The organism is Agrobacterium rosae, assembly GCF_002915175.1.
In the GTDB taxonomy this organism is placed as follows: domain Bacteria; phylum Pseudomonadota; class Alphaproteobacteria; order Rhizobiales; family Rhizobiaceae; genus Agrobacterium; species Agrobacterium rosae.
This window is the reverse complement of record NZ_NXEJ01000008.1, coordinates 219,120-235,125: the sequence shown is the minus strand read 5'-3', so window position 1 is coordinate 235,125 and position 16,006 is coordinate 219,120. Positions and strand designations below refer to the sequence as shown.

At 56.8% G+C, this 16,006-nt stretch carries 13 protein-coding genes; 12 read left to right on the top strand and 1 reads right to left on the bottom strand.

The window, feature by feature from the left end; genetic code table 11:
• Positions 1-38: 38 nt before the first annotated feature.
• Positions 39-479, bottom strand: coding sequence for an RbsD/FucU family protein (locus tag CPJ18_RS16950; RefSeq protein WP_103585848.1), 441 nt, complete (start codon positions 477-479; stop codon positions 39-41).
• A gap of 361 nt (positions 480-840) precedes the next feature.
• On the opposite strand from CPJ18_RS16950, the gene CPJ18_RS16945 reads away from it, so the two are divergent.
• The 12 genes from CPJ18_RS16945 to treY all read left to right on the top strand — a co-directional run bounded on the left by CPJ18_RS16945 (position 841) and on the right by treY (position 15,967).
• Positions 841-1,902 (top strand): ABC transporter ATP-binding protein, encoded by a 1,062-nt coding sequence (locus CPJ18_RS16945; protein ID WP_077105088.1) that lies wholly within the window; start codon positions 841-843, stop codon positions 1,900-1,902.
• A gap of 60 nt (positions 1,903-1,962) precedes the next feature.
• Entirely contained in the window at positions 1,963-3,624 is a 1,662-nt protein-coding gene (locus CPJ18_RS16940; RefSeq protein WP_103659456.1) for an ABC transporter substrate-binding protein, read from the top strand.
• Positions 3,625-3,723: 99 nt separating this feature from the next.
• On the top strand, positions 3,724-4,833 hold the full coding sequence (locus CPJ18_RS16935; protein WP_077105086.1) for a carbohydrate ABC transporter permease: 1,110 nt from the start codon (positions 3,724-3,726) through the stop codon (positions 4,831-4,833).
• 73 nt (positions 4,834-4,906) lie between these two features.
• A complete protein-coding gene (locus CPJ18_RS16930) occupies positions 4,907-5,767 on the top strand; it encodes a carbohydrate ABC transporter permease (RefSeq protein ID WP_244554181.1) in 861 nt (286 codons plus the stop codon).
• A gap of 8 nt (positions 5,768-5,775) precedes the next feature.
• Entirely contained in the window at positions 5,776-6,696 is a 921-nt protein-coding gene (gene rbsK / locus CPJ18_RS16925) for a ribokinase (RefSeq protein WP_103585844.1), read from the top strand.
• A 229-nt stretch (positions 6,697-6,925) separates the two neighbouring features.
• Entirely contained in the window at positions 6,926-7,897 is a 972-nt protein-coding gene (locus tag CPJ18_RS16920) for a sugar phosphate isomerase/epimerase family protein (protein WP_077105130.1), read from the top strand.
• 92 nt (positions 7,898-7,989) lie between these two features.
• Positions 7,990-9,054, top strand: a complete 1,065-nt coding sequence (locus tag CPJ18_RS16915) for a sugar ABC transporter substrate-binding protein (RefSeq protein WP_103585840.1) — start codon at positions 7,990-7,992, stop codon at positions 9,052-9,054.
• A 60-nt stretch (positions 9,055-9,114) separates the two neighbouring features.
• Positions 9,115-10,641, top strand: a complete 1,527-nt coding sequence (locus tag CPJ18_RS16910) for a sugar ABC transporter ATP-binding protein (protein ID WP_077105082.1) — start codon at positions 9,115-9,117, stop codon at positions 10,639-10,641.
• 16 nt (positions 10,642-10,657) lie between these two features.
• Positions 10,658-11,635 carry an ABC transporter permease gene (locus CPJ18_RS16905; RefSeq protein WP_103585838.1) on the top strand — a complete coding sequence of 326 codons (978 nt, stop codon included), beginning with the start codon at positions 10,658-10,660 and terminating at the stop codon, positions 11,633-11,635.
• Positions 11,632-12,507: a MurR/RpiR family transcriptional regulator gene (locus CPJ18_RS16900; RefSeq protein WP_077105080.1), complete on the top strand. Its 876-nt coding sequence runs from the start codon at positions 11,632-11,634 to the stop codon at positions 12,505-12,507. The genes CPJ18_RS16905 and CPJ18_RS16900 overlap by 4 nt, the downstream gene beginning before the upstream one ends.
• Positions 12,504-13,391, top strand: coding sequence for a ribokinase (locus CPJ18_RS16895; RefSeq protein WP_077105079.1), 888 nt, complete (start codon positions 12,504-12,506; stop codon positions 13,389-13,391). The genes CPJ18_RS16900 and CPJ18_RS16895 overlap by 4 nt, the downstream gene beginning before the upstream one ends.
• An 83-nt stretch (positions 13,392-13,474) precedes the next feature.
• Positions 13,475-15,967, top strand: a complete 2,493-nt coding sequence (gene treY, locus CPJ18_RS16890) for a malto-oligosyltrehalose synthase (RefSeq protein ID WP_103659455.1) — start codon at positions 13,475-13,477, stop codon at positions 15,965-15,967.
• Positions 15,968-16,006 lie beyond the last annotated feature (39 nt).

The window sequence follows — 16,006 nt, the reverse complement described above, 5'->3', positions numbered from 1 at the left end:
TGGGTTTTTATTGCGCTATTCCTCGTTTGGAGTAGCGCTTAACAGACGCCCTTGCTGAAAATGAAGCAGCCATATGGCCCCGGATCAGATGTTCTTACAATTGCGAAGGACTTCTTCGCGGCCTCGTAGAACTCAAACCGTTCCAACGGCTCGATCTCGACAGGGCGTCCTTCTGCCTTGTCAACGACACCCTGCATGGTCGCGAAAATCGGAACCTGGCCGTTGGGGTCTCCGACGAGCTGCATGCGCTTTACGGGTGCATCAACGAATGTGTCCAGAGGAAATAGCTTCAAAATGGCATACGCAGCGCACTCCAGCCCGCATCCTGAAACATTGATCAAGCTGCCATAAGTCGTTTGACGCGCGATGGTTTGTGCAGGATGATTGATATCGCATAAGACCAACTGATCACCATGTCCCATCAGCATCAGGGCGTGTATCAGTTCAGCATTGATAATAGGGTCGATCCCTTTGAGCACTGCTTTCTCCTCCCTGGAACTGCAGACTTATTCTTCACGAGTTATATCATATTCGTAATGTGTGCAATTGAGCGGTACGCAAATCCCTTCCGAGTCTTCTCGTTGCGCCACCTGAATACATTAAATATTCCGCCTGAAAATTCTTCCGTGGCTCAGTTTCGTTTGCCGAAGAGGAAAATATTTAAGAAGTTCTGAAAGTGCAATTTACAAAATCATAAAGATGTGTGAAGTTCTGAAAACGGATGATGTCCTCCCAAGGATAAGATGATGATGGCGGGTGCAGCGGGTGGCGGCATCCGCCCATTCAAAGGGAGGCGCGACGTCGCGAGGAGTGCGCGACACCGTGGGAGGAGAAAAGCTTTTGGCATCGATGAATATCGTCAATGTCGGAAAGGCCTATGGCAGCCTGACGGTGATCCATGGCGTTTCCGTTGAAATACCCGACGGCGAATTCGTCGTTCTGGTGGGGCCTTCCGGCTGCGGAAAATCGACGCTGCTGCGCATGGTCGCAGGGCTGGAGCCGATTACGTTTGGCGATATCCAGATCGACGGCAAGGTGGTCAACGACCTGCCGCCGAAAGACCGCGATATCGCAATGGTGTTTCAGAGCTACGCACTCTATCCGCACAAGACCGTTGCGGAGAATATGGGCTTTGCGCTGAAAATGCGCGGCGAAACCAAGGTCGATATCGACGCCCGGGTCCGCAAAGCCGCCGAAATTCTCGATCTCATTCCATATCTCACCCGTTACCCCCGCCAGCTTTCCGGCGGCCAGCGCCAACGTGTGGCCATGGGGCGGGCGATCGTGCGCGACCCCAAGGTCTTCCTGTTCGATGAGCCGCTATCCAATCTCGATGCCAAGCTGCGCGTGCAGATGCGTGCCGAAATCAAGGAATTGCAGCGTCGCTTGGCCACGACCATGATCTATGTGACGCATGATCAGGTGGAAGCCATGACCATGGCCGACCGCATCGTCGTGTTGCGTGATGGCCGGGTCGAGCAGATTGGCTCGCCGCTAACGCTTTATGACAAGCCTGCCAACACGTTTGTCGCCGGTTTCATCGGTTCCCCGTCCATGAACTTGATCAAAGGCTATATTCGCAGCGCCGCAGAACCATACTTCGAAACGGATGATGGCATTCGCCTGCCGCTTTCGCGTGCGCCTGCTGGTTCAGATGGCAAGTCTGCCTTTTATGGTATTCGACCGGAGCACTTCATGCTTGGCGGTGCTGTCAGCGCGCAGGTCACTGTGGTGGAATCCACCGGCTCGGAAACACAGGTCTTTGCCAAACTCGGACAGCAAAAGATCATCGGTGTGTTTCGCGACCGCGTGGAAGAGCCCGCGGGCGGTACGATTGCCATGACGCCTGAGGTGGCGCTGGTCCATCTGTTCGATGGAGAAAGCGGGCTGAGGCTGGACTAAAGCTCTGGTCGTCGCTGCGAGGAGAAAAGCGACGATAACAATCAACGGGAGGAGAACCGCATGAAAGTCAGTGATTTCGAGAGAATGATGGCGATCGGCCTGAGCCGCCGTGCCATCTTGAAAACGGGCGCAAGCTTGGGTGCCGTGGCTGCGGCGGGCAGTATGCTGGGTCCGCTTGGAGCAGCTTATGCGCAGGATGCATCCTTGCGCAGCCAAATCTTGCAGGTGCCGGGTGTGGGCAAGGGCTCTCCCACCGATGCCGATTGGCAAAAAGTTGGCGAGATGTGCCTTGAGGCGACGAAGAAGAACGTCAAGCAAGGCGAGTTTGCCGGTGTCGAACTGTCCTTCATGGGCCTCAACAACCAGAACCTTCACAACGTTCTATTTCGAGGTTTCCTCAAGCCTTGGGAAGACTACACCGGGGCCAAGATTACCTGGATCGATCTGGCGCAAGCCGACTACAATCCACGCCTTCAGCAGGCCATTGCCACCGGCACGGTCGATTTCGACCTTCTCGAAATGGGCGCTCCCTTCGAAGGCGATGTTTGCGGCAAGGGGCTCGCCTCGGAAATGCCCGACTGGGTCAAGGCCCAGATCGACATGGACGACTATGTCGATTACCTGAAAGCGCCCGTCGGTACGTGGGATGGCAAGACCTACCGCGTTTCCGTCGATGGCGATTGCCACAACTTCAACTATCGCACCGATTATTTCACGGATGCCGACCTTGCCAAAGCCTGGAAGGACGAAGGCCATCAAGGCGAGTGGGGCGTGCCGAAGACCTGGCAGAAGGTTCAGGAAGTCACCAAATTCCTCAAGGGCAAGAAAATTGGTGGTACTGATGCCATCGGTTATCTCGATGCACCAAAGGCCTGGGGCGGTTTCGGCTTCTACTTCCTCGGCAGCCGTGCGACGGCCTATGCCAAGCATCCGGATGACAAAGCGTGGCTGTTCGACGCTGATACGATGAAGCCGCGCATCAACAACCCCGCTTGGGTTCGTGCCATTCAGGACGTTATCGATGCCTTGCCATCAGAGGCGGGCGACCAGCTCAACGCCGATCCGGGCACCACGGCGTTCCAGCAGTTTCTGGCTGGAACCGGCTCTATGGTGTCGTGGTGGGGCGATGTGGGTGCTGCCGCGCGTACAAGCGATAGTTCGGTCGTGGGTGACACGATCGGCTTCGATATTCTGCCGGGCTCGGACGACGTTTATAACGCGAAGACGGGTAAATGGGAAAAGCTTGCCAGTGGCCCGAACTATGCACCGAACATGGCCTATCTCGGCTGGGGCGTATACGTCATGTCTCGGGTCGATAGTGACGAGAAAAAGAAGAAGGCAGCCTGGAGTGCAGCGGCTCATCTCGGCGGCAAGGATATCGCGCTGTGGACAGCGGCCTATCCATCCGGCTTCCAGTGCTATCGCAAGAGCCAGTTCGACATCAAGGAATGGGTGACGGCTGGTTACGACGAAGCGTTTATCTCGAACTATCTCGCTTCGCAGTCGAGCTCCTACAACCACCCCAATGCCGCCATCGAGCCGCGTATTCCGGGCATCTTCCAATATTACAGCATAGCGGAAGATGAACTTGCCACGGTGTTTGCCGGTCAGGCCAGCGCTCAGGCCGGGGCCGATGCCATCGCTGCGGCATGGGAAAAGCTCACCGACCAGCTTGGCCGAGACAAGCAGGTTGCGCTCTATAAAGCGTCGCTCGGAGGCTGACCCCAGCAGCTATCGAGTTTCAGCAATAACTCAGGCGGCACGGCTTTCGCCGCCTGAGCCATAGTCTTCCGTTAGGCTTACCAGCCCAGAGGTCTGCCCATGTCGCATACGATTACGCAAACCATCAGCCCCGTGAAGCGAAGCCTCGTTCCACCAAGCTCCGCACGGCGCGGCAAGCTGCTGCTGGTGGCCGCGACGGTGCTGCTCTTTGGCGTCCTTCTTGCGCAGATAACAGATGTGGCGGGCATCACCGCCTTTGGTTTCGTCAGTTGGCGACCGCTGCTGTTCGCCTATGTCATCTGGGCCGTGGCGCTGTGCGCGGCACAAGTCATGATCCGCGGGGAGGCGGGCCAGCGGGCCGCTTTTGTACTGCCCGCCGTTCTTTTTACCGTTGCCATGGTAGTCTTTCCAACCGTCTTCGGCCTCTATATCGCCTTTACCGACTGGAACCTGAGTGCGGTGGCGGGCCGCCGGTTCAATGGTCTCGATAACCTCCGCACCCTGTTTGCGGATCGCTATTTCTGGAACGCGCTGCTGAACATGGTCTATTATGTTCTGTCGGTGCTGGTCCAGTATGCCATTGCCTTCGGACTGGCATTGCTGCTGAACGCCGAAATCAAAGCACGTAAGTTCTTCCGTGTTGCTTTCCTGCTGCCGCTGATGCTCAGCCCCGTTGCCGTAAGCTGGATGATCGGCAAATCGCTGATGGAATATCGTTTTGGGCCGGCAGCGACGCTTGCGCGTCATCTGGGCTGGGATAATCCTGCGTTCTTTTCCACGCCATGGCTTGCCCGTTCCTCGATCATCGCCATGGATGCCTGGGTGTCCATTCCCTTCATGATGATACTGCTGCTCGCGGGCCTCCAAGCCTTACCTTCTGAAATCAAGGAGGCGGCGAAGGTGGATGGTGCCTCGGGATGGCAGAGTTTCAAGGAAATCACCTTTCCGCTGATGCTGCCGGTCAGCATCACCGTCATCATTTTGCGCATCATTTTTCAGCTGAAGCTTGCCGACATCGTCATAAACGTCACGGCAGGCGGGCCGGGCGGCGCGACGGATACTGTGTCGAGCTTCATTTTCCGCGAATATCGTGACCGCTCCAATGTCGGCTACGGCACGATGCTCGCGGAATTCTATCTCGTCATCATCATCATTTTCGTCGCACTCATCCTAAAAGGGGCGAGCCGATGGATGCAACGTGAGAACTGAGGTCGACGCCATGGCAATCACAAATGAACCATCCACGAAACGGCCAAGCCTTTGGGCACGCCGCCCACAATTTATGACCAGCAGTCTACTGATCTACGCGGCTCTGGTGTTCTGGGCCTTCATCTCGCTGTTTCCGATTTACTGGACGATTACCACTTCGTTCAAAACGGCGGTGAACGTGACGCAGGGACATCTTATTCCCTTCGTGGATTTTACGCCGGACTGGAAAGGTTGGCGTTCGCTGGGTCTGTCTCCAGACACGATCTTTGCCCAATCGACCGTCCGCGATGAGTTCATCCGCCGCTTTTTCAACAGCATCGTCGCTTCGGCGGGCGCATCGTTCCTGGCCGTGCTGATCGGCTCGCTGGCGGCATATGGGCTCAGCCGCTTTTCCTACAAATTTCTCTGGATGAGAAATAAGGATATCTCCTTCTTCTTCCTGTCGCAACTCATCCTGCCGCCTGTTGTGTTGGCGATGCCGTTTCTGGTTCTCTACAAGCACTTGATGCTGCTCGATACGCTGGTCGGTCTCATCCTCGTCTATACGCTGATGGTTCTGCCCATCGTCATCTGGATCATGCGCGATCAATTCGACACGATCCCGGTTGAGCTGGAGCAGGCAGCTCTGGTGGATGGCTGCTCCATCTGGGGTGCGTTCATGCGGATCGTTCTGCCTATTGCCCTGCCGGGCATGGTCGCGGCCTTCATTCTCTCAATTATTCTATGCTGGAACGAATATTTCTTCGCCGCGCTTCTGACGAGTTCCAATGCCAAGACGCTGCCGGTGATGGTCGCGAGCCAGACAGGCTCACAGGGCATCAATTGGTGGTCCATGGCTGCCATCGCTACTGCGGCCATTATGCCGCTCGTCCTCGTCGGCATCTTCCTGGAGCGTTACATCGTGAAGGGTCTGACTGCGGGCGCTGTTAAATGAGGTCTAACATGAAGTCTGGCGTTTCCATTCTTGGCATTTTCGTTGCCGATACCGCCTATCTTGCACCGCGCATGCCTGCTCTGGGCGAGACCATAACCGGCAGTGGCTTTTCCGTCGGTCCGGGTGGCAAGGGGTCTAATCAGGCGGTTGCGGCAGCACGGGCCGGTGCCGAGGTTTCGTTTATTTCCAAGATCGGCCGCGACACCTTTGGCGATCTTGCGCTGAAAACCTATGAGCAGGCTGGCGTGACGACAAAGCTGACAATCATGGATGACCAGCCGACAGGTGCCGCCTTTATCTACGTGAATGACAGCACCGGCGATAATGCCATCATCGTTTATGCGGGAGCAGCGGGTACAATAGATGTCAGCGATGTGGAGGCGGCACAGGAAACCATTGCGCAGTCGGCAGTCTTCGTCACGCAACTTGAGCAGCCGGTAGAAGCTGCCCTACATGCGCTAAAAATTGCTCGCAGCGCCGGTGTCACGACGATTTTCAATCCCGCACCGGCTGAAGCGTTTCCGGCGGAAATGTACCGCCTTTGCGATTTTATCATTCCCAATGAGACGGAGGCCGCAACCCTGGTCGGCTTTCCAATCGATACGCTTGATGATGCGCAAAGTGCTGGCGACGTTTTCCTGTCCCGTGGTGTCGGCGTGGCCATCATTACGCTGGGTGCACGCGGCGTGTTGTTTCATGCGCCGGGGGAGTCCGTGCATGTGCCTGCCACGTCGTGTGGTCCGGCAATAGATACCACCGGGGCCGGTGATGCGTTCGTCGGTGGTTTTGCATCCGCGCTCTCGCGAGGTGCAGGGCCGTTGCAGGCCGTGCGATTCGGTTGTGCGACGGCGGGTATTGCCGTTACGCGGCGCGGAACGGCCCCTGCAATGCCGATGCTTTCTGAAATTGAGGCTGTGATGGCGCGCTGACGCCACGGAATTTGGCTACGCAATTCGTGGCCTTTGTCATGCCAAACCATTCATGGCCGCTAGAATTCCGGCGGCTGGTTTCCGCGCGTCTCGATGGCGAAGGATAAGATCACAAAACGGCGGTTCCAAACGAAAAGATACGATGCGCAACATATATAGCTTTACAAAATAAAATTAATTTGTGAAGTTGCGTCAACAACGACCGAAGTGAGCAAGACCAGTGACCCAATTGAAATTCGCCACCCGACTGAATTCCTTCGCCTCGAAGCCCGCTGCCGAGTGGCCTGACCTTTCCGGCAAGCCGACCATGCTGCAAATGGCAAAGCGTGCGGCAAAGGTTGAGGGTTTGACGGATCTTGACCTGAATTATCCTGACCATGTGGCCGATGATCCGGCGCTTCTTGCACGCCAGATCGGCGATCACGGCCTCGCGATCAATGGCTTTGCTATGCGTTATTATACCAATCCGGCTTTCAAGATCGGTGCTTTCACCAATCCTGATGCGACTGTTCGGCGTGAAGCGATTGATCTGACGAAGAAGGGTATCGATGCTGCACGTGCTGCTGGCACCAACCTGATGACGCTGTGGCTGGGGCAGGATGGCTTCGACTACGCCTTCCAGGCCGATTACCACACGCTGTGGCAACACGAGATTGATGGAATCCGTGAAGTTTGTGCGCATGACCCGGATTGTCTCATCAGCATCGAATACAAGCCGAACGAGCCGCGCTCCTACAGCCTGATGCCCGATTGCGCGACGACACTTCTGGCGATCAAGGATGTGGACATGCCCAATCTTGGCGTGACGCTGGACTTTGCCCACGTTCTCTACGCCGACGAGCAGCCTGCTTTCGCTGCCGCCCTGATTGCCCGTTACAGCCGCGTCCTCGGCGTCCACCTCAATGATGGTTACGCCAAGCGTGATGACGGTCTGATGGTCGGCGCTGTTCACACGCAGCAGACGATCGAGCTTCTGCGCCAGATCCGCAAGGATGGTTATGACGGCGCAATCTATTTTGACACATTCCCTGACATGACCGGCCTTGACCCCGTTCACGAATGTGAAGTGAACATACAGACCGTGAAGCGCATGCTGAAAATCGTGGACCGTATCGAGCAGGACAACCGTCTTTCTGGTGCGGTCGAGCGTCAGGATGCCGTTTCCGCGCAGGCCGTCATTCAGGAGCTGATGCTCGGCTGATCCGATACCGCCAACAGCCTCAATATCTCAACCTTTTCACCAAAAGGCGCGCCGAAGGTGTGCCGAAAACAACACCATCCGGGAGGAAACCGATGAAGACCTTTTTGAAGACGACACTGGCTGCGGGGCTTGCCGCCAGCTTCCTGTTCAGCGCAGCCTTTGCGCAGGAACTTGCGCCGCTCAATTCCGACACGGAAAAAGACCGCATGGATTGGTCGCAGCTTGAAGCCAAGCTTGGTCCATTCCCGAAATTGCCTGAAGGCACGAAGGCTGGCGCGGTTTCGAAGACGCTGACCAATGAATACTGGCGCTCGCTCGGTCTCGGATATGAGGCTTTCGGCAAGAAGGTCAGCGTTCCCGTTGCCTATCAGGCAGCTCAGAGCGAAGGCGACCAACTGGGCCAGCTGACGATTGCCGAAGGCATGATCACGCAGGGCTATAATGTTCTGCTCGTTTCGCCGCAGACGGATGCCAACTTGCAGCCGGTGATCGAGCAGGCCAAGGCCGCCAATATTCCGGTCGTCAACGTCAATGATGCCGTCATTCCGCAGGCGGAACATTATGTCGGTAATGTCCAGCGCGATAATGGTGTGCGGGTTGCCAAGTGGTTCATCCAGAACCGCCCACAGGGCGGCAAGGTGGCGATCGTTGAAGGACAGGCCGGTGTTTATGCCGCCGTGCAGCGTACCGATGGCTTCAAGTCCACGATTACCCAGAACGACAAGTTCCAGGTCGTTGCCAGCGTTCCCGGCAATTGGGATCGTCAGACATCTTATGACGCTGCCACCAACATCCTCAACCAGCATCCTGACCTGATTGGCCTTTACGCCAACAATGACGGCATGGCGCTGGGTATTGTCGAGGCGGTCAAGGCTGCAGGTCTTGCTGGTAAAGTCGCAGTGTTCGGTACCGATGGCATTTCCGATGCCTATGCTTCGATCAAGGCTGGCGAACTCACCGGCACCGTGGACAGCTTCCCGGTTCTGACGGGCGAAGTCGCGCTCGAAACTGCACTGCGTCTGGTTGCCGGCCAGAAGTTGCCGCGCGTGGTTGCCACCCCGCAGGCGCTGATCACTGGAGATAACCTCAGCCGCTATCAGGGCGAGGGCGTCGATGTGCGCGCCGTTCTGATGGAAGACGCCAAGACTGCCAAGTAACCAACGCTCAAGGAGGTGCCGACGTATCCTCGGCATCTCCATCAGCCAAGAGGTGGAACGATGACGCCACGACTGAGATTCGAGACGATTTCCAAGAGCTTTCCCGGCGTCAACGCGCTGACGGACGTTTCGTTTGATGTGGCTCCCGGCGAAATCCACGGACTCCTCGGCGAAAATGGTGCCGGCAAGTCCACACTTCTGCGCATCCTGTCCGGCGTGTTTCGCCCGACATCCGGTACCGTCTTCGTGGATGGTGAAGCTGTCGCCTTCAAGAAGCCGATGGATGCCCGTGCCGCCGGTATCGCGATGATCCATCAAGAACTTCAGCAGGTGCCGCATTTGAGCGTCGCCCAGAATATGTTTCTCGGTCATTCGCTGACACATATGGGTGGCATGTTTGTATCCCGTCGCGAGCAGGAAGCCCGCGCTGCCGAAGCGCTGTCGATGATCGACAAAAGCATTGATCCTTCAGCTCCCATTTCGTCCCTGAAAGTCGCGCAGCGCCAGATCGTCGAGATCGGCCGCGCACTTCTCGACAAGGCGAAGGTCATCGCCATGGACGAGCCGACATCGAGCCTGACACCCAGCGAGTTCGACCGTCTGGCCGAGGTCATCGCCAGCCTGTCGCAAAGCGGCGTTTCCATTATCTATGTATCGCACAAGATGGATGAGGTGTTCCGCATCTGCCAACGCTCCAGCATCATGCGCGATGGCAAGCTGGTGGACATTGTCGATCTTGCCAAGGTTTCGGAAACCGACGTGATCGCCAAGATGGTCGGTCGTGAGCTGATGCAGGAAGAGCATAATTCCTTCGTCACCGATACCGTCAAGCTTGAAGCAAAAAACCTGTCCTCGGCCACGCGAATTCGCGACGTCTCATTCACGCTGCACAAGGGCGAAGTTCTCGGCATTGCCGGGCTCGTCGGATCTGGCCGCACGGAGCTTTTGCGCCTGCTGGCGGGTGTCGACCGTTTGAGCGCGGGATCGATCAGCATCGACGGCAAGGAGCAAAGCTTCGCCAATCCGCGTGATGCGATTGCAGCTGGCATCGGACTGGTGCCGGAAGAGCGCAAGCGGGAAGGCATCATTCCCTTGCGTCCCGTCGCCACCAATATGGCGCTGGCCTCCCTCGGCAGCTTTTCGTCTGGCGGTATGATCAACAATTCCAAGCTTCGTACTACCGCGAAGGATTTGCTGAAGCGCGTCAATCTGCGGCCTTTCCAACTGGATCGCCCGATCCGCCTGTTCAGCGGCGGTAACCAGCAAAAGGCGATTATCGCGCGCTGGCTGGCGGCCAAGTCGCAAATCCTGCTGTTCGATGAGCCGACCCGCGGCATCGACGTCGGGGCCAAGTCGGAAATCTATCACCTGATCGAAGACCTCGCCCGTGAGGGCCATTCCATCATCGTCGTGTCTTCCGAACTGCCGGAAGTCATCCGCCTGTCAGACCGCGTGCTGGTCATGCGCGAAGGGCGGATTGCCGCTACCATTGAACGTGATCAACTGAGTGAAAGCGCGATTGTCGCGCATGCCATTCCAGGGGCGAATGCCGATGCGGATGACGCGCGCATTGCGCGACCCGTGTGAACCTACAGGACAACCAATGACCATCACTTCCAATGCGCCCGCCACCTCCGCTCCGGCCTTCCGCCGCTTCTCGTTTTCTTTGCGCGATGCGGGAACGCTGATCGGTCTCATAGTCATCATGGCGGTGTTTGCCGCACTGGTTCCGGGCTTCATTTCTGAGCGAAACCTCGTCAATATTCTCCAGCAGTCCAGTATCAATGCGTGCCTTGCGCTTGGCATGACGCTCGTCATCATCTCTGGCGGCATTGATCTCTCGGTTGGCCCAACGGCTGCCATTTCCGCCGTCGTCACCGCCAGCCTGCTCGTCGCAGGCACGCCAATACCGCTAGCAATCCTCGCGGGCCTCGGCGTTGGCGTTCTCTGCGGCTTCATCAATGGCGGGCTCGTTGCCTACGTCGGCCTGCAACCCTTCATCGTCACACTGGGAACGCTCAGCACCTACCGCGCCATCGCGCTGATCTACACCGGCGGTAATCCTGTTCTCGGTATTCCTCCCGGCTTCCGCTCGCTGTTCAACGGCAATCTCTTCGGCATTCCGACACCTGTTCTGATCGTAGCGGTCGTTGCCATTGCCGCGTGGGTCTTGCTAAAGAAAACGCCGATTGGTGAATATCTGATGGCGGTCGGAGGTAACGAGGAAGCCGCTTATGTTGCAGGCGTTCCCATCGCCCGCACCAAGATTACGGCCTATGTCATTTCCGGTGGTCTGGCCGCATTGGCCTCGCTCATCCTCATCGGTCGGCTTGGTGCCGCCGAACCGATCCTTGGTAACCTTTGGGAACTCGATGCCATCGCGGCAGCGGCCATTGGTGGCGCATCTTTGATGGGCGGCAAGGGCAGCATTCTTGGCACAATTTTGGGTGCCATCATCTTAGGTGCAATGCGCAATGGTTTGACGTTGATGAATGTTCAGGCCTTCTATCAACTGCTCGCCACTGGCCTTATAATCCTCGTTGCCATGATGATTGATCGTGCGACAAGGGGAAGAGAATGAATTCCGAAAGCTTCGACACAAAGGCCGTCGGCCCGCGCATTCGCATGATGATGCCCTTGCTGACGCCGCTCGAAGCGAAGGTTGTCGATACCGTGTTTGCCTTGCGTGACTTCAGCGATGAGACATCGCTGAAGCAGATTGCAGACGATGCCGGTGTTTCCGAAGCCATGGTGGTTAAGATCACCAAGAAGCTTGGCTTTTCCGGCTACCGCGATTTCCGCACGGCCGTCAGCCAGTATAACCGCCAACCGACTGCCGAAATGCACCAGGAACTCTCGGTGGATGATACGTCGCTTGAGATCGTTCAGAAGGTTTTCCGCACCTCCATCAATGCCCTGGAGGAAACACTTTCCATTTTGGATATGGTTGCCTTCGACAAAGCAGCGGACCTCATCCATAGCGCGAAGCATCGGGATTTCTACGGTGTTGGCGGTTCGGCGCAGATCGCGCGGGACGTCTCGCACAAATTCCTGCGCATCGGCGTGCGCGCCAGCGTGTTCGATGATGTGCACATGATGCTGATGTCGGCAGCCCTGTTGTCCGAGGGCGATATCGCTATCGGCTTCTCCCATTCGGGCAATACGACGGCCATCATCGAGGCGCTTCAGCTCGCCAAACGCAATGGCGCGCAGACAATTGCCGTCACCAACTACAACTCGTCTGCTTTGGCACAGGCCGCTGACGTTGTCCTCTGTTCCACGGCTCAAGGCTCTCCCCTTATGGGGGAAAACGCAGCGGCACGTATTGCACAACTGAATATTCTCGACGCTGTCTTCATGGCGGTCGCGCAACGCGATTATCAATCAGCGGAACGAAATCTTGACCGGACCATGTCTGCGGTCAAATCCAAACGGAAAGATAAGCCTTCATGACATCCTCGCCTCTCGTCACCGTTTTCGGCAGTCTGCATTATGATATTGCCGTCATGGGGCCATCGCGGCCACGCAAGGGCGAGACGGTCACCGGTACCTCATGGCACCCCAAAAGCGGTGGCAAGGGCGGCAATCAGGCAGTCTCGGCAGCACGCACGGGTATCGCCACCTCTATGATCGGTGCGGTTGCCGATGACGATTTCGGACGCTTTCTTCTTGCCAATCTGGAACGCAAAGGCGTGGATCACACCTTCGTCCGGCGCGATGCGTCCCAATCCACCGGCATGAGCGTGGCCATCTTTGATGACGAGGGCGATTACGGTGCAGTGATTGTCTCCGGCATCAATCTCACTCTTGGCGATGCCGATATTGCAGCGGCTGGAGAACTGTTGTCGAAGACGACTGTGCTGGTGCTCCAGAATGAAATTTCCGATGTCGCCAATGTCGCGGCTGCAAAAGCTGTGAAGCAAGCCGGTGGCCGCGTTCTTATCAATGCAGCACCAGCGCGCGCACTCTCGGAGGATATCCAGCATCACATCGACATCCTCGTCGTCAACGCTATCGAGGCCGAGATGCTGGCCGCGACCCCTGTGGTGGAAACACTCGATGGGGCTCTTGCCGCCGCCAAAATTCTAGCGAAATCCTATCCGCAAGTCGTAGTCACGGCGGGCGGTGCCGGTGTTGCTTATGCAAGTCGCAGCGGCGAAGAGACGGTAATCCCGGCCATCAAGATAAGGGTTGAAAGTACACACGGTGCCGGAGATGAATTCATCGGCGTGCTAGCCTCCGAAATCGCCTTGGGAAAAGCCATGATCGATGCTTTGCACATGGCAAACAAGGCAGCGGCTGTTTTGGTCAGCACGCCTGAGAAAGATCGTGGCTGACGTAAAGACGCATCTTTCGACCGCGACAGTGGAACCAGATCGCGCCCATCCGGTTTGGGCTTGCTCTCCCACTGGAGCACCGTATGACCATTCCCACAGCAACCTATCGCATTCAGTTTCGCAACGGCATGACCCTTGATCGCGCCGCAGAGATTACACCCTACCTCAAGAAACTCGGCATCAGCCATCTCTACGCATCGCCCATTTTTACCGCGACGTCGGGTTCGACACACGGATATGATGTCACGTATGCCAACGAGATAGACCCGGCAATCGGCGGTCGAGAGGGCTTCGACAGGCTGTCACAAGCGCTGAAGGGGGAAGGGCTTGGCCTCATTCTGGATATCGTGCCAAACCATATGGCAGCGTCGCTGGAAAACCCATGGTGGAGAGATGTCATCGAGCATGGCGCGGAAAGCCGCTATGCTCATCATTTCGATATAGACTGGTCCCGCCGGCTGACGCTGCCTTTTCTCGGCGCGGATTTTGCGGATGCACTAGAAGCGGACGAAATCCAGATCAAAGCTGACCCCACCACGGGCAAGCCCGCTCTGTGCTACCACGATGCCCATTATCCGCTGAACCCCGCCTCCTATGCCGGTAGAAACGCGGAACTGCTCGAAACGACCGATAAAAGACGCATCGCGGACCTTCACGATCAACAGCCTTACCGCCTCACATGCTGGCGTGATGCCAGCCACGATCTTTCCTATCGCCGGTTTTTCGAAGTCACTGGCTTGGCGGGCGTCAAGGTGGAAAACCCAAAAATCTTTGACGATACCCATCGCCTCACTCTGGAGCTGGTGCGCAGCGGCGCGGTCGATGGTCTTCGCGTCGATCATGTGGATGGCCTTGCAGACCCCAAGGCCTATCTGGAGCGCCTGCGCCTTGAAGCCGGGCCGGACTGCTATATCACCGTTGAAAAAATACTGGGCGCGGGCGAGTCTTTGCCTGCCGATTGGCCCGTTTCCGGCACCACCGGCTACGAATTCATCGCTGCCCTCAGCAATGTGTTCGTAGACAATGACAAGCTCGGTCAATTGCAGACGGCTTATGAGGCAGTCTCTGGCCAACCCGTCCACATGCCGTCGCAATTGCGAGACGCTAAACTGCTGATGGTTGACAAGAATTTCGCTGGCGAGTTCGCCACACTTGTCGCACAGGCAAAGAACATCCTCAATACAGAAACGGAAAAGCCGCGGCCGAGTGAAGAGGCCATCCGCGCCGCACTGCGCGAACTCGTCGTCTCGTTTCCGGTCTATCGAACCTACGGCACCCAAGATGGCCTGCCGCAGGAAAGCGATGCGGTGCTGGCAGAGGTGGTCAACACGATCAACTCCAGCTCTCACGTGCCGGATACAGATGCTTTGCACAGCTTGCAGCGGATTTTGCGCAGCGAGGAAGGGCAGGCGGCATACGAATTCCGAACCCGTTTCCAGCAACTTACCGGCCCGCTTATGGCGAAGTCGGTCGAAGATACGCTTTTCTACAGGCAGAACATGGCTCTCGCACTCAACGAAGTCGGCGCAGAACCATTACCCCACCCATATTCCGTTGAACGTTTCCACGCCGAAATGACCGAGAGGCGTGATAAACAACCAGACGCCCTGTCGGCCACGTCTACCCACGACACCAAAAGAGGTGAAGACGCTCGCGCCCGGCTCTATGCACTCACGGAGGCACCTGAACTTTGGGCCGGTGCCGTAAAGCGCTGGCAGGCTATGAATGCTGGTCTCAAACAGGCGCTGGACGATGGCCCCGCACCGGAGCCGGCAGTGGAATGGATGCTGTACCAAGCTCTTGCTGGTGCGTGGCCTTCCGACCTCGAAACGACGGGTGAGCGAGCTCTGAAATCGCTGGAGGACCGCTTCGCCGCCTATGTAGAGAAGGCCTTGCGCGAAGCAAAGCTTCGCACCAATTGGGGCGATAGCAACGACGTCTACGAAGAAGCCGTCGTCGGTTACGCGCGCAAGCTTCTTTCACCGGAAAACGAAGCATTTCTGAAAGATTTCAGCGAAACCTTAGTCCCCTTTATTAAAGCCGGGTTGTCGAACAGCCTCGCTCAAACGCTCATCAAACTCACTGCGCCCGGCGTGCCAGACATTTACCAGGGAAGCGAAGGTCTCGATCTCAGCCTTGTTGATCCCGATAACCGGCGCGAGTCGGATTTCGAAGCGTTTGAGGCACAACTTGCAGCAATCGATAATTCTGACAAAAGCGATGAATGGGAGGCAAGTGGGGAGGCGAAACAGCGACTTATCGCGACCGTCCTTCATATGCGCCGCGAGCTTCCTGAACTGTTCAGCAAAGGACGCTATCTGCCTCTAGAAGTGACCGGCGATGATGCAAATCGCGTCGTGGCTTATGCGAGGACGACGGCTGAGGATGCGCTAATCGTGATAGCACCGCGTTTGTCGACGCAAGACAACGGCAATCTTGCTTCACTGAAGGCCAAGATTTCGCTTCCGCAGGAGCTCTCTAAACGTGGCTATATCGATGTGATGACCCAAACAAAGCTTGAACTGGGCGACACGTTGGACGTTGAGCGGAGTTTTGCATTGCTTCGGTCAAGTTAATTGCAAGGCTCGCGATAATTAGTGCTCGATTATAACCGG

Bases quoted from the DNA above. Each gene is read 5' to 3' on its own strand.
- CPJ18_RS16900 (WP_077105080.1), top strand. From the start codon at position 11,632: ATGAATTCCGAAAGCTTCGACACAAAGGCCGTCGGCCCGCGCATTCGC.
- CPJ18_RS16895 (WP_077105079.1), top strand. From the start codon at position 12,504: ATGACATCCTCGCCTCTCGTCACCGTTTTCGGCAGTCTGCATTATGAT.
- CPJ18_RS16940 (WP_103659456.1), top strand. From the start codon at position 1,963: ATGAAAGTCAGTGATTTCGAGAGAATGATGGCGATCGGCCTGAGCCGC.
- CPJ18_RS16930 (WP_244554181.1), top strand. From the start codon at position 4,907: ATGACCAGCAGTCTACTGATCTACGCGGCTCTGGTGTTCTGGGCCTTC.
- CPJ18_RS16915 (WP_103585840.1), top strand. From the start codon at position 7,990: ATGAAGACCTTTTTGAAGACGACACTGGCTGCGGGGCTTGCCGCCAGC.
- CPJ18_RS16910 (WP_077105082.1), top strand. From the start codon at position 9,115: ATGACGCCACGACTGAGATTCGAGACGATTTCCAAGAGCTTTCCCGGC.
- CPJ18_RS16905 (WP_103585838.1), top strand. From the start codon at position 10,658: ATGACCATCACTTCCAATGCGCCCGCCACCTCCGCTCCGGCCTTCCGC.
- rbsK (WP_103585844.1), top strand. From the start codon at position 5,776: ATGAAGTCTGGCGTTTCCATTCTTGGCATTTTCGTTGCCGATACCGCC.
- treY (WP_103659455.1), top strand. From the start codon at position 13,475: ATGACCATTCCCACAGCAACCTATCGCATTCAGTTTCGCAACGGCATG.
- CPJ18_RS16935 (WP_077105086.1), top strand. From the start codon at position 3,724: ATGTCGCATACGATTACGCAAACCATCAGCCCCGTGAAGCGAAGCCTC.